The organism is Bacillus pumilus, assembly GCF_900186955.1.
GTDB classification, from domain to species: domain Bacteria; phylum Bacillota; class Bacilli; order Bacillales; family Bacillaceae; genus Bacillus; species Bacillus pumilus.
Map to the genome: position 1 here is coordinate 891,283 of NZ_LT906438.1, position 12,588 is coordinate 903,870.

The 12,588-nt window shown below is 42.6% G+C and carries 14 protein-coding genes and 1 pseudogene; 11 read left to right on the forward strand and 4 right to left on the reverse strand.

Features of this window, described 5'->3' with window-relative positions; all coding sequences use genetic code 11:
• Window positions 1–55: 55 nt before the first annotated feature.
• Together CKW02_RS04325 and CKW02_RS04330 are read right to left on the reverse strand one after the other, a co-directional pair.
• Window positions 56–1,219 carry an oxalate decarboxylase family bicupin gene (locus CKW02_RS04325; protein WP_003217837.1) on the reverse strand — a complete coding sequence of 388 codons (1,164 nt, stop codon included), beginning with the start codon at window positions 1,217–1,219 and terminating at the stop codon, window positions 56–58.
• Between the two features lie 94 nt (window positions 1,220–1,313).
• A complete protein-coding gene (locus tag CKW02_RS04330) occupies window positions 1,314–1,478 on the reverse strand; it encodes a YvrJ family protein (protein ID WP_003217819.1) in 165 nt (54 codons plus the stop codon).
• A gap of 166 nt (window positions 1,479–1,644) precedes the next feature.
• On the opposite strand from CKW02_RS04330, the gene CKW02_RS04335 reads away from it, so the two are divergent.
• Together CKW02_RS04335 and rsoA are read left to right on the forward strand one after the other, a co-directional pair.
• Entirely contained in the window at window positions 1,645–2,247 is a 603-nt protein-coding gene (locus tag CKW02_RS04335; protein WP_003217785.1) for a sigma-70 family RNA polymerase sigma factor, read from the forward strand.
• On the forward strand, window positions 2,195–2,416 hold the full coding sequence (rsoA, locus tag CKW02_RS04340) for a sigma-O factor regulator RsoA (RefSeq protein ID WP_034620885.1): 222 nt from the start codon (window positions 2,195–2,197) through the stop codon (window positions 2,414–2,416). Before CKW02_RS04335 ends, rsoA begins: the two co-directional genes overlap by 53 nt.
• A gap of 27 nt (window positions 2,417–2,443) precedes the next feature.
• On the opposite strand, the gene CKW02_RS04345 is transcribed toward rsoA, so the two are convergent.
• A complete protein-coding gene (locus tag CKW02_RS04345) occupies window positions 2,444–3,424 on the reverse strand; it encodes a metal-dependent hydrolase (RefSeq protein ID WP_003217862.1) in 981 nt (326 codons plus the stop codon).
• 191 nt (window positions 3,425–3,615) lie between these two features.
• On the opposite strand from CKW02_RS04345, the gene mutY reads away from it, so the two are divergent.
• On the forward strand, window positions 3,616–4,716 hold the full coding sequence (gene mutY / locus CKW02_RS04350; protein ID WP_003217833.1) for an A/G-specific adenine glycosylase: 1,101 nt from the start codon (window positions 3,616–3,618) through the stop codon (window positions 4,714–4,716).
• Here the strand turns inward: mutY and CKW02_RS04355 are convergent.
• Window positions 4,703–4,927 (reverse strand): hypothetical protein, encoded by a 225-nt coding sequence (locus CKW02_RS04355; RefSeq protein WP_003217808.1) that lies wholly within the window; start codon window positions 4,925–4,927, stop codon window positions 4,703–4,705. The genes mutY and CKW02_RS04355 overlap by 14 nt on opposite strands.
• Window positions 4,928–5,008: 81 nt before the next feature.
• Between CKW02_RS04355 and fabL the strand changes: the two genes are divergently transcribed.
• The 8 genes and pseudogenes from fabL to CKW02_RS04395 all read left to right on the forward strand — a co-directional run bounded on the left by fabL (window position 5,009) and on the right by CKW02_RS04395 (window position 12,574).
• The gene (gene fabL / locus CKW02_RS04360; RefSeq protein WP_003217873.1) at window positions 5,009–5,761 is read left to right on the forward strand and encodes an enoyl-[acyl-carrier-protein] reductase FabL; all 753 of its coding nucleotides are present in this window, start codon (window positions 5,009–5,011) and stop codon (window positions 5,759–5,761) included.
• 74 nt (window positions 5,762–5,835) lie between these two features.
• A pseudogene (locus CKW02_RS04365) lies at window positions 5,836–5,982 on the forward strand (gamma-type small acid-soluble spore protein); the annotation flags it as partial.
• Window positions 5,983–6,155: 173 nt separating this feature from the next.
• On the forward strand, window positions 6,156–6,416 hold the full coding sequence (locus tag CKW02_RS04370; protein ID WP_003217867.1) for a YgaB family protein: 261 nt from the start codon (window positions 6,156–6,158) through the stop codon (window positions 6,414–6,416).
• A 147-nt stretch (window positions 6,417–6,563) separates the two neighbouring features.
• A complete protein-coding gene (gene ntdP, locus CKW02_RS04375) occupies window positions 6,564–7,094 on the forward strand; it encodes a nucleoside tri-diphosphate phosphatase (protein ID WP_003217818.1) in 531 nt (176 codons plus the stop codon).
• Between the two features lie 95 nt (window positions 7,095–7,189).
• Window positions 7,190–8,932, forward strand: a complete 1,743-nt coding sequence (locus tag CKW02_RS04380) for an ABC transporter ATP-binding protein (RefSeq protein WP_095117771.1) — start codon at window positions 7,190–7,192, stop codon at window positions 8,930–8,932.
• Window positions 8,933–9,044: 112 nt separating this feature from the next.
• The gene (locus tag CKW02_RS04385) at window positions 9,045–10,067 is read left to right on the forward strand and encodes an ABC transporter ATP-binding protein (protein WP_003217858.1); all 1,023 of its coding nucleotides are present in this window, start codon (window positions 9,045–9,047) and stop codon (window positions 10,065–10,067) included.
• Window positions 10,036–11,013, forward strand: coding sequence for an ABC transporter ATP-binding protein (locus CKW02_RS04390; protein ID WP_003217876.1), 978 nt, complete (start codon window positions 10,036–10,038; stop codon window positions 11,011–11,013). The genes CKW02_RS04385 and CKW02_RS04390 overlap by 32 nt, the downstream gene beginning before the upstream one ends.
• Entirely contained in the window at window positions 10,988–12,574 is a 1,587-nt protein-coding gene (locus CKW02_RS04395) for an ABC transporter substrate-binding protein (protein ID WP_003217879.1), read from the forward strand. Before CKW02_RS04390 ends, CKW02_RS04395 begins: the two co-directional genes overlap by 26 nt.
• Window positions 12,575–12,588 lie beyond the last annotated feature (14 nt).

The window sequence follows — 12,588 nt, forward strand, 5'->3', positions numbered from 1 at the left end:
CTCCTTTTCATGAAGATACCTGCAAAAAGGACAGCCTTTTTGCAGGAAGGTGGAATTAATCCTCTTTTTTAGGCGCAGCGATGACAGGGTGTTTTTCAGTGTCAAGCAATTTCAAGAAGTCTTCGCCTTGATCTAAATGATCAAGAACAAGCTGTTTCGGTGTGACCGCAAGCCACTGATTGAGTGAGATATCTGCATAATGATCACTCTTAAAGATTTCTAAGAAATAAAGCGGTTCGTCGCCTGTATTTTCTACATAATGCCCCATCGCAAATGGCACATATCCAACGTCTCCGGCCTGATAGTTGAAGGTTCTCGCATGTCCATCAGAGGCAAATACAGTCATTCGTGCCTTTCCAGAAATGAAATATTGCCATTCATCCGTATTTGGATGCCAGTGCAGCTCACGAATGGCGCCTGGATCGACTTTCACAAGAGCAGACGCAATCGTTTTAGACGCTTTGAAATTGGTAGAGTCCGCAATCCACACTTGTCCACCGCTTGACGTAATCGGCTCTTGTTTTAACAGCTCATATTTAAAGGAATTCGGGACTTCTCCTTGCTCTGTTTTCACTTTGTCACACTCAAGGGAACCAGGAATTCCTTTTTGGAAAATATACTTCTCTTTCTCTGGCAGTTTCTCAAATTGCTCCTTTGTCATTCCAAAGTTTTGGAGCACAACTTCCTCTGGCGTATGGGCAAGCCAATCAGTCACTTGGAACGTACTATTTTCAGAGAAGGAACCATCATCAAACACAAGCAAGAATTCAGCTCCCGGTTCAAGTGCTTGAATAGAGTGCGGTAAGCCTGAAGGGAAGTACCACAAATCACCCTCGGTCACATCCTCTGTAAAATTGCGCCCCTCTGCATCAACTGATGTAATTCGGGCGTCCCCATAAATCATGTACGCCCATTCTGCTTCCTTATGCCAGTGCAACTCGCGAATTGCACCAGGCTTTAGCCGCATGTTCACAGAGGCAAGACTTTTAGAAATGGGCAGTTCACGTACTGTGACTTCTCTGGCGTAACCGCCTTTTTCTAAACGGTTGTGCGTATCAGAAAAAGAATATTTCAAGTTGGGAACCGTTCCATGATCGGTTTCTGGTGGCGTGAGCATATCTGGGTTTTGTCTGTCTCGCTCGAGATTACGTGGAATTTTGACCGTTGCTCCTTTTTCTCCTCGAATCGGCTGTGGTACACCATTTTGCTTTTCACTCATGATAAAATCCCCTTTCAACATCGTATTGTGTGAGGTGACAAAAGGCCTTTCATTTCGCCCTCGTTTTCATAAGGTGAAACGAATCAAGCAGATGTCAATCTGATTCATCATTTTTTTGAACAGCGACCAATCGTTGGATGAGCTTGCTTAATTCATCAAACTTTCGTTCAAAACGTGTCAGCAAGTAAACTGTCAAAATGGCAGGAAAGCCAGCCTGACCGAGCTGCTTCAGCCATTCCTCCGAAAAAAAGGTCTCCATTTGTCTCACCTCCCAGCGGATGCTCGTCTTCTCTATAAGTGGTATGAAAGAAGAAATAGGAAATCAAAGGGGGAGAAAATGAATCATTAGACCCGTTTCACAAAGTTTACTTTTTTTAACTTTTGTCCACTTAATGCAAGTAGAGAGAACAAAGGGGAGGATGCACATGGATTATCGGCTGTTATTGAAAGCAAAATGGAATGAAATCGTTGATCACCCGCTCATTCAGCAATTTTTAAGCAACCCTAAAAACCAGCAGCTGCTCCGGCAAGTCATGGAAGAGCCAAACGAAGAAAATGCGAAAAAACTAGATTCCGAGTTCAAGCAGTTTTATCAGAAAATCCGCATCATCAAGTATATTTCCACAATGATCCGCATCTTTTCAGTCGACTTTGACAAACGAGTGAAAAAAAAGCAGCAACGTTTTCCACTCATACTCGATCATCCTGATACGCAAGAAGTGAAAGACCCTGTTCAAACAGATACGTATGAAGCCGTGCTCTTCAACCAGCAAGACCTAGGGGAGCACTTGCAAGATCAAACATTGTACAAGGCTTACCAGCAGCTCACAGACAAACAAAAAATGGTCTTAACCCATATTTATGTTGAAGGTCAAACAATGAAAGAAATAGCCGACCGGCTAGGCGAAACGAGACAAAACATCTCAAACATCCACAAAAAAGCGCTCAACAAAATAAAAGAAGAAACAGGGGGAGATGTCCGTGAACGAAGAAAAAATGACCAATGGGGAAATGGAAGAACTCATTGAAACCTTCACACCCATGATCAAAAAGAAACTACAAAACACGGCATATCAAGAAAGAGAAGACCTCGAACAAGAACTCTACATCAAACTCATCGAAAAAGTAGACTGGCTGATTTACCAAGAGGGACCTGGCTTTTGGGAGTTTATTGTGGAATATATGACGAAGTTGTAAGAGTTTTAAGCACAAAAAAAGACTCGCTCACACAGAGCCGAGTCTTAATTTTTTTTGCAGTTTTTCTTCACTGAAAATCCAGCCGGTATAGGAATTTTTGATTTGGTGGTCCATGTCGATATGGCAGATCGCAACAAAAGGATAATGACCTTTGCTGCGGTAGCGCAAATCAATGAACCGCACCTCATAATGATCCTTGTATTTATCTACCTCCCACCGGTAGACAGGGGAGAAGGAGAGAAAGGCTGAAATATTTTCGTCTTGCTTGGCAATTTTCATAATCTCTGTATCAGGGACCGGCACACGGTTAAAGGTGTCTAAAATGACAACCTCTCCATTCATACTGCGCCCAACATGGAAAGAGGATTTACATTTCACGGCAATGCGCCATTGTCTGAACTTCATTGTAGGCGAAATAATAATGTCTTCAATTTCATCGAATTGTGCACGCAGCTGATGTTTAATCTGAAGCTGCATGATCACCCTGACGATATAATAACAGAAAATCACAGCATACAGCGTAATGAACGTATAGCCGGGATGCCCGCCAATCGCCCAAACGACAATGGCGACAAGGTGTGTAAAAAAGATAAACGGATCAAACGTGTTAATAATCCCAAGCGCTACCCACTTCTTTGAAAATGGACGAATGGCCTGCGTGCCGTATGCATTGAATATATCGACAAACACATGAAGGACAACGGCTAATAGTGTCCATAACCAAAGGTGAAGTAAATTCGCCCCCGGCACAAATGGGAAAAGCACAGCCGGAATCAGCAATGACCAGAACAGTACAGCCGGAATGGAATGTGTAAATCCTCGGTGATTTCTTATATAAACCGCATTATTTTTTAGTTTTAGCACAGTATCAATGTCTGGTGCTTGGGAGCCGGCGATGGTCGCGATCATCACGGCGTGTGCCATGTGTGGATCTGCGCTGACGGCTGGATCTAAAAGTGCAAGTCCCCCAAGAGAAATGCCCATTACTACATGAGTACCAGTATCCAATTGATTACCTCCTAGTTGTCATGCTTAGGAACAATCATACAAAGTATACGCCTTCTTTCAAGACTATGTGCAAAAGCACTTTTGCTTTGTTCTGATTTAATGTAACATGTTAACGTATCTACAAACAGTATACAACAAATAAGGTTCTTTTCAGAATGTTAGCCCTTGGTTCAATAAGAAGGAGTATAGATATGAAAGACATTCAAGAAAAGCTGGACCGCAAAGATATTGCGGGCTTTCAGCATGATTTAATTAATTGGTATGAAAAAGAACAACGAACACTGCCATGGCGTGAAAATCAAGATCCATACCGCGTCTGGGTATCAGAAGTGATGCTTCAGCAAACGAGAGTGGATACGGTCATTCCTTACTTCAACCGGTTTATGGAGCAATTCCCGACGGTGAAAGATCTCGCTTTAGCTGATGAAGAAAAAGTCATGAAAGCATGGGAAGGTCTTGGCTACTACTCAAGAGTGCGTAATTTACAGGCAGCTGTGAAAGAAGTATATGAATCCTACGGGGGCATTGTCCCTGATACGAAAGAGCAATTTTCAAAGCTCAAAGGTGTAGGCCCATATACGAGCGGCGCAGTGCTGAGTATCGCCTATAACAAGCCATACCCTGCGGTAGACGGCAACGTTATGAGGGTTATTTCCCGTATTTTGTCCATATGGGATGATATTGCAAAACCAAAAACGAGAAACACTTTCGAATTTGCTGTCGATCAGCTCATTTCCCGGGAAAAGCCGTCTGAATTCAATCAAGGGCTGATGGAGTTAGGTGCGCTCATTTGCACCCCAACATCCCCTGCATGTCTCATTTGCCCTGTAAACATGCATTGCTCGGCACTCGAAGAAGGCGTTCAGCATGAGCTCCCAGTGAAAAGCAAAAAGAAAAAACCGACTGCAAAATCAATGGCAGCAGCGGTGTTATTTGATGACGCAGGCAACCTTTATATTCATAAGCGGCCAAGTACAGGCCTGCTTGCTAATTTATGGGAATTCCCTAATTTGGAAACCATAAAGGGAAGAAAAACGGAAAAAGAGCAGCTAATGGATTTCTTAAAAGAGGAGGCAGGTGTACAAGCAGAGCTTGGTGACTTAGAAGGCACCATTCAGCATGTATTTACCCACCTCATCTGGAATATTTCTGTTTTCTTTGGACGTGTGACATCTGTATCTGATGACACGATGCTGAAAAAAGTGACAACAGAAGAATTTAAGGCATATGCTTTGCCAGTCTCACACCAAAAAATTTGGAAGATGGCACTTGAAGAGCCTAGTCGTATTTAACCGTTGTACCGTGGGTATAATCAGCTTCATTTCGGTGCAGACCCCCGCGGTCTTCGATTTCTGAAATGATTTCTCGATACTTAGATTGCCCTTCTTCGTTTAAATAAGGTAAAATTTGTTGGAAAGCATGATGAAAGTAAGCAAGCTCAGTATCTTTCCATTGATCCTTGGACATCATGCCAAGCTGGCTTAAATCGCGTCCGACATACATGAATGTAACCTCCTAATAGGAACTTTCCTATTAGTGTGAAGCGAATGGACGAAAACTATTCAAATCAGGAGATGAACCATAATGAGTCAACGTAAATGTGCATTAATTACAGGCAGTAGTAGAGGTGTAGGGAAAGAAGTAGCCCTTCGTTTAGCTGAAAAAGGATATGACATTGTCATTAACTATGCGAGAAGCAAAAAAGCCGCACTTGAAACAGCGGAAGAAATTGAAGCGATGGGTGTGAAAACATTGGTTGTCAAAGCCAATGTAGGTCAGCCAGAGAAAATCAAAGATATGTTTCAGCAAATCGACGAAACCTTTGGCCGTTTAGATATATTTGTGAACAATGCGGCATCAGGCGTTCAGCGTCCAATCATGGACCTTGAAGAAAATCATTGGGACTGGACGATGAATATCAATGCGAAAGCTTTGTTATTCTGCGGACAAGAAGCGGCGAAATTAATGGAGAAAAACGGCGGCGGACATATCGTCAGCATTAGCTCACTAGGCTCCATCCGCTACCTTGAAAATTACACAGTAGTCGGCGTATCAAAAGCAGCATTAGAAGCGTTGACGCGTTATCTATCTGTTGAGCTGTCACAAAAAAATATCGTCGTGAATGCCGTATCTGGCGGCGCGATCGATACAGATGCACTTAAGCACTTCCCGAACCGAGAAGAGCTTTTAGAAGACGCCAAGAAAAATACACCAGCTGGCCGAATGGTGGAAATTAAAGACATGGTCGACAGCGTCGAATTCCTTGTATCAGGCAAAGCAGACATGATTAGAGGACAAACCATCATTGTAGATGGCGGACGTTCTTTGCTTGTTTAAAAAATCATGAATAGGAAGTACACCTTCTGCACAAATTAATGTGCGTGGAGGTGATAACGATGGATAAACAACAAAACAAAACAAACGCACAACAAGTGAAAAAACAAAACCAAGCTTCTGCTCAAGGTCAATATGGTACTGAATTTGCTAGCGAGACTGACGCACAGCAAGTAAAAAAATACAACCAAAAAGCTGAGCAAAACAAACAACAAAACAGCTAATCACTGAAACAGAGGGAAGCACTTCATCTACGAATGAAGTGCTTTTCTTTTTGCCTCTCCCACCATCCGACAAAACCTGTAAAGCCTCTACATAAACAGTCAAAGGATTTCTGCAATCTTTCAAGAAATGGTATACAGACAAAAAGTGGATGGGAATAAAAGGGAGGAGTTAGATGTCTGATTTCGATCAGCTTGTAAAAGAACAAATGCAGCTCATGGATCAACTACTCAATGTACAGGGAGAACTCGATCTATGCTTAGAAACAGAAAAACAATTGCTGCAAGATGAAAAAAAAGAAGAGTGGACCAGGATTCATGATCAAATCAAACAGAAACGTAAGGAACTGCAAAAAATCCAAACCTTGTTTACAAAACAGACAGAAGAGGTCATCAATTCATATAAGCAGATGGAAAAGAGTTCAACCGTGATGTAAAACAGTGTGCCGTTCAATTGGGTTGAATGGCTTTTTCATTTCATTTTTTAATGATGTAACGGTATAATATGATAGAGACATGTTTAGTTGGGAAATTAGGTCTTTGGACTGTTAGGTTTGTTTGTTATAGAAAGTAGGGGAGAAAATATGGGCTATCCCAAGGAAGGAGAAAGCATCCAAATTCAAAGCTATAAACACAATGGCTTGATCCACAGGATTTGGAATGAAACCACCATTCTGAAAGCAACGGAATTGTGTATCATTGGTGCAAACGACCGGACAATGGTGACTGAATCCGACGGCCGTACTTGGATGACGAGAGAACCGGCTATTTGCTATTTCCATGCAAAACAATGGTTTAATGTGATTGGGATGCTTAGAGATGATGGGGTATATTATTACTGCAACATCAGCTCTCCTTTTGCAACAGATGAAGAAGCAATTAAGTATATTGATTACGACTTAGATGTCAAAGTCTTTCCAGACATGACGTATAATATTTTGGATGAGGATGAATATGCAGATCATAAGAGGCAGATGAATTATCCAAAGGAAATTGATAGTATCTTAAGAGAGCATCTGAATACATTATTGCATTGGATTCACCAGCGGAAAGGTCCGTTTGCTCCTGAATTTGTGGATATGTGGTATGAACGTTTTTTACATTATACAAAATAAGCAAGAGCATCAAAAAACCTGTTTGGCTTTTTAGGCTAACAGGTTTTTGATTGCGTACGGATAAGAGGCACTGATAGATTGGGAAGGAGATTTACATGGGGGTCATTAAACGTTACATGGCTTTTGTAACACCGTATAAGAAACAGATTGCATTGACAATGGTCATCGGGATGATCAAGTTCTCGATTCCCTTAACATTGCCTCTGCTTTTAAAGTATGTCATTGATGATGTCATTCAAGGCTCGGGGTCGGCTGAAGAAAAGACATCATCTCTACTGATCATGATGGGAATCATGCTCGTCTTATTTTTAGTGATGAGGCCGCCTGTTGAATACTATAGACAATACTATGCGCAGTGGACAGGCAGTAAGGTATTGTTTGATATTCGAGAAAAGCTGTTTTCGCATATTCAAAAGCTCAGCCTTCGTTATTATGCCAACACGAGAACAGGAGAAATCATTTCTAGAGTCATCAACGATGTGGAGCAGACAAAAGAGTTTGTCATCACAGGTCTTATGAACATTTGGCTAGATTTGATGACCGTGCTGATCGTGATCGCCATTATGTGTACACTGGACATCAAGCTCACCATCGTGTCTGTCATTATTTTTCCGTTATATGCGTTTGCAGTGAAGTATTTTTACGGACGGCTCCGCAAGCTGACAAAAGAGCGGTCACAGGCGCTGGCTGAAGTGCAAGGGCATCTTCATGAGCGGGTACAAGGAATGCCAGTCATTCGGAGCTTTGCCATTGAAGAATATGAACAAGAGAATTTTCATGATGAAAACAAAAATTTCTTAAACAAAGCGATCAATCATACGAATTGGAACGCCAAAACATTTGCCGTCGTCAATACTATCACTGATATTGCACCGCTATTGATCATTGCATTTGCTGGCTACACCGTCATTAATGGATCACTTTCGATCGGGACTATGATTGCCTTTGTCGGTTATATTGACCGGATGTACAACCCGATTCGCCGCCTCATAAACTCATCCACGACTCTAACTCAGTCAGTAGCGTCAATGGATCGTATCTTTGAATTTATTGATGAGCCATACGAGGTAACAGATCGGCCGAATGCGAAAGAAGCCGATCATTTAAAAGGAGAGGTCGAATTTAAAAATGTGTCGTTTCGTTATGAACACACGCAGGAAGAGATTCTCCGCAATATCTCCTTGAAAGTAGAAAAAGGACAAACGGTTGCGCTTGTAGGAATGAGCGGTGGAGGGAAGTCGACTCTCGTCAGCTTAATTCCAAGGTTTTATGATGTGACAAACGGGTCACTTGAAATTGACGGCATTGATATAAAAGAGTACAGAGCAAGAAGCCTTCGAAATCAAGTCGGAATGGTGCTGCAGGATACATTCTTATTCAGTGACACGATTAAAGAAAATATTGCGGTTGGAGACCCAGAAGCCTCTTTTGAAAAAATCGTTTCGGCTGCAAAAGCGGCAAATGCCCATGACTTTATTATGTCTCTTCCTGAAGGATATGACACGAAGGTAGGAGAACGGGGCGTGAAGCTGTCAGGCGGTCAAAAACAGCGGATTTCCATTGCAAGGGTCTTTCTTAAAAATCCCCCATTGTTGATTTTAGATGAAGCAACGTCTGCACTAGATTTAGAAAGTGAACATTACATTCAAGAAGCGATGCAAAAGCTAGCAAAGGACCGCACAACCTTTATTGTCGCGCACCGCTTATCAACAATTACACATGCTGACCTTATTGTCGTCATGGAACAAGGCGAGATTGTGGAAAAAGGAACACACGAAGAATTAATGAACAGAGACAGCCACTATCGCCATCTATTTACCATTCAAACATTAAATTAGTAGAAGCCTATCCGATTCTAGCGGATAGGCTTTTTTATGCTTGTCAAAAACATGACATATTTCCCAGCTTGTCTCAATACAATTTTAAAAAGTATGACGGGGTGGTGAATATGTGAAAGAACAAGACGTGCTGCTAGATGTCAAACAGCTGTCCATTGCATTCCAGCAAAAAAAGCAAAAAGTACCCATCGTCCATCACATATCGTTCTCGATTCAAAAAGGAGAAACCTTAGGAATTGTTGGCGAATCTGGCTGCGGGAAAAGTATCACATCTATGTCATTAATGGGACTGAACCAGCAAACAGACACAACGGGAGAGATCCAATTCGAAGGGCTAAACCTGCTGTCGCTTTCAGAAAAACAGTGGCGAGAAATAAGAGGAAATGATATTTCGATGATTTTCCAAGAACCAATGACCTCTCTAAACCCATTAATGACCATCGGCAAACAAATGACGGAAGCCCTTTTCACACATCAAGCAATCGGTCAAAAAGAAGCAAAAGCGAAGGCGGTTGATCTGCTTCAGACAGTTGGATTGAAGCAAGCCGAATCGTTGCTTAAAAAATACCCGCATGAATTATCAGGTGGCATGCGCCAGCGTGTGATGATTGCGATGGCGATGCTTTGTCACCCAAAGCTCATGATCGCAGATGAACCAACAACTGCACTTGATGTGACCATCCAAGCGCAAATCCTTCGCCTGCTCAAAAAGCTGAATGAAGAGATGGACACCGCGATCTTATTTATTACCCATGATCTAGGTGTCGTGCGGCAAATATGCCAGCGAGTCATGATTATGTATGCCGGTCGAATCGTAGAAGAAGGAACCGTTGACCGTATTTTTCAAAAACCTCTGCATCCCTACACAAAAGGTCTTTTCGCCTCAGTCCCATCGTTTAAAGAGAAAAAAGAAAAGCTCATCTCTATTGCAGGCCATGTACCGAAGCCTGGGACCATTCGATCCGGCTGTCAATTTGCCGCGCGCTGCCCTTATCAAATGGCGCAATGTCTTGAAGAAGATCCAGTTTTACAATCCATTGAACAGGATCACCGCGTGGCATGTTTTCTAATGGAAGGAGGAGAAGACACTGAGTCACCCACTCTTGCAAGTGAATCAACTGACAAAACGGTATGAAACAGCCGCTTTTTTTTCTAAACACAAACATTCGACTCTGGCTTTAAATCAAGTGTCCTTTCACGTGAAGGAGGGGGAAACGCTTGGCATTGTTGGTGAATCAGGCTGCGGGAAATCAACACTTGGCAAAAGCTTAATGAGATTGACTGAACCGACGTCAGGCTCTATTCAACTGAAAGGGCAAGAGGTCACTCTTTTGAAAGAAAGAGAGATGCGTTCTTTAAGAAAAGACATTCAAATGATTTTTCAAGATCCATACGCTTCATTAAATCCACGAATGAAAATCAAAGATATTTTAGAGGAACCGCTCATTGTCCATCGACATGGAACGAAAGCAGAAAGACGGAAGCGGGTAAAAGAGATGCTACATATTGTCGGATTTGATCCATCCTACGGAGAACGTTATGCGCACCAATTCAGCGGCGGACAAAGGCAGCGTATTGGTATCGCTAGAGCACTCATTACCCATCCAAGTCTTGTCATTGCCGATGAACCCGTTTCAGCTTTAGATGTATCCGTTCAAGCCCAAATTTTGAATTTGATGCTTGAATTGCAAAAGACACTTTCTCTAACGTATCTATTTATTTCTCACGATCTTGGTGTTGTCAGATATATGAGCGACCGAATCGCAGTCATGTATGCAGGCCGCATTGTCGAGATGGGGCCTGCCGAAGACGTATTTCACAGCCCGCTTCATCCTTATACATCGCTGCTTCTGAAATCCATTCCACATATGGATCACGTGCTAGAGACGCAAGATGTGTCGGCAGAAGAGTCTGCCATGACACCAAGCGGCGGCTGTCCTTTCTACAAAAGGTGTCCAAAAAGGTGGGAGAAATGCTTAAAAGCAGTACCTACTTTGTATGAGGAGGAAGCGGGGCACGCGGCGGCGTGTTACTTATATCAAAAGGAGGAACACAATGAAGAAGACATGGTTGTTCAGTAGTTTCATTTTTGTGCTGGCACTTGCACTGTTTTTAGGGGGATGCTCGTCCGCTCCGTCATCAGAAGAGAAGGCAACAAAAGACACCCTCGTATTTGGCAGAGGAGGAGACTCCACTTCACTTGATCCAATCACAACAACAGAAGGCGAAACCTTCAAGGTCACAGAGAATATGTTTGAAAAGCTGCTGAATTACGGTGAGAAAGACACGACCATCCATCCAGGTCTCGCAACAGACTGGGATGTTGCAAAGGACGGAAAATCGTACACATTCTACTTAAGAGAAGGTGTGAAATTTCACGATGGCACAGACTTTAACGCAGAAGCGGTGAAATTCAACTTTGACCGCTGGATGAATGGCGATGCAGAAAAATTCCCTTACTACGGCATGTTTGGCGGTTATAAAAAAGATAAAGGCCATGTGATTAAGGACATCATCGTCAAAGGTGAGCATGAAGTTGAATTTCAGCTAAAGCGCCCGCAGGCGACATTCCTTAAAAATATTGCCATGTCACCGTTTGGCATCGCGAGTCCTGCAGCTGTTGAAAAAAGCGGCGATTCCTTTCGCGAAAATCCAGTAGGAACAGGACCATTCAAATTTAAAGAGTGGAAACAAAACGACCGTATCGTGTTAGAAAAGAACGAAGATTACTGGCAGAAGGATAAACCAAAACTGAATCAAATCATCTTCCGCTCGATCCCAGAAAACTCGGCTCGCTTAAATGCATTGAAAACAGGCGAGATCGATTTGATGGATGGCGTGAATCCGTCAGATTTAGATGGCATTAAAACGGTTCAAGCACTCCAGCTCATTGAAAGACCATCAATGAATGTAGGTTATATCGGACTGACCGTCACAAGAAAGCCGCTCGATAACAAGCTCGTTCGTCAAGCGCTCAATTACGCGGTCGATAAAGAATCCATTATTAAGTCATTTTATGGAGGACTTGCCGAGCCAGCAAAAAACCCTCTTCCTCCAGCTTTAGAAGGCTACAATGACGACATTGATCCATATCCGTATGATCCTGAAAAAGCGAAGGAACTTTTAAAAGAAGCGGGCTTTCCTGACGGCTTTCGCATCAAGCTTTGGGCGATGCCTGTACCGCGTCCGTATATGCCAGATGGGATGAAGGTAGCAGAAGTCATTCAATCAAACTTTGAAAAGGTCGGCGTCAAAGCAGAAATTGTGACATATGACTGGGCGACCTATTTAGATAAGGCAAGTAAAGGGGAAGCTGATGTGTTCTTATTAGGCTGGACAGGGGACAATGGCGATCCTGATAATTTCATCTACACCCTTTTGGACAAAGACAGCATTGGCGGCAACAACTATACATTCTTCGAAAACGATAAAATGCACGACATCCTCATTGAAGCGCAAACAGACACAGATCAAAAGAAACGAAATGAGCTATATAAAAAAGCACAAGAAATCATTCATGATGAAGCACCTTGGATTCCATTGGTGCATTCCATCCCAATGCTTGCAGCATCTAGTGATTTAAAAGGCTACCAGCCGCATCCAACTGGTTCAGAAGCTTTGACTGACGTGTATTTCGAATAAGCAAATAAGGGAGA

What these genes read in the sequence shown, in the direction of transcription:
- CKW02_RS04325 (WP_003217837.1), bottom strand. Translation starts at nt 1,219, where the DNA reads ATGAGTGAAAAGCAAAATGGTGTACCACAGCCGATTCGAGGAGAAAAA.
- CKW02_RS04330 (WP_003217819.1), bottom strand. Translation starts at nt 1,478, where the DNA reads ATGGAGACCTTTTTTTCGGAGGAATGGCTGAAGCAGCTCGGTCAGGCT.
- CKW02_RS04335 (WP_003217785.1), top strand. Translation starts at nt 1,645, where the DNA reads ATGGATTATCGGCTGTTATTGAAAGCAAAATGGAATGAAATCGTTGAT.
- rsoA (WP_034620885.1), top strand. Translation starts at nt 2,195, where the DNA reads ATGTCCGTGAACGAAGAAAAAATGACCAATGGGGAAATGGAAGAACTC.
- mutY (WP_003217833.1), top strand. Translation starts at nt 3,616, where the DNA reads ATGAAAGACATTCAAGAAAAGCTGGACCGCAAAGATATTGCGGGCTTT.
- CKW02_RS04355 (WP_003217808.1), bottom strand. Translation starts at nt 4,927, where the DNA reads ATGTATGTCGGACGCGATTTAAGCCAGCTTGGCATGATGTCCAAGGAT.
- fabL (WP_003217873.1), top strand. Translation starts at nt 5,009, where the DNA reads ATGAGTCAACGTAAATGTGCATTAATTACAGGCAGTAGTAGAGGTGTA.
- CKW02_RS04370 (WP_003217867.1), top strand. Translation starts at nt 6,156, where the DNA reads ATGTCTGATTTCGATCAGCTTGTAAAAGAACAAATGCAGCTCATGGAT.
- ntdP (WP_003217818.1), top strand. Translation starts at nt 6,564, where the DNA reads ATGGGCTATCCCAAGGAAGGAGAAAGCATCCAAATTCAAAGCTATAAA.
- CKW02_RS04380 (WP_095117771.1), top strand. Translation starts at nt 7,190, where the DNA reads ATGGGGGTCATTAAACGTTACATGGCTTTTGTAACACCGTATAAGAAA.
- CKW02_RS04395 (WP_003217879.1), top strand. Translation starts at nt 10,988, where the DNA reads ATGAAGAAGACATGGTTGTTCAGTAGTTTCATTTTTGTGCTGGCACTT.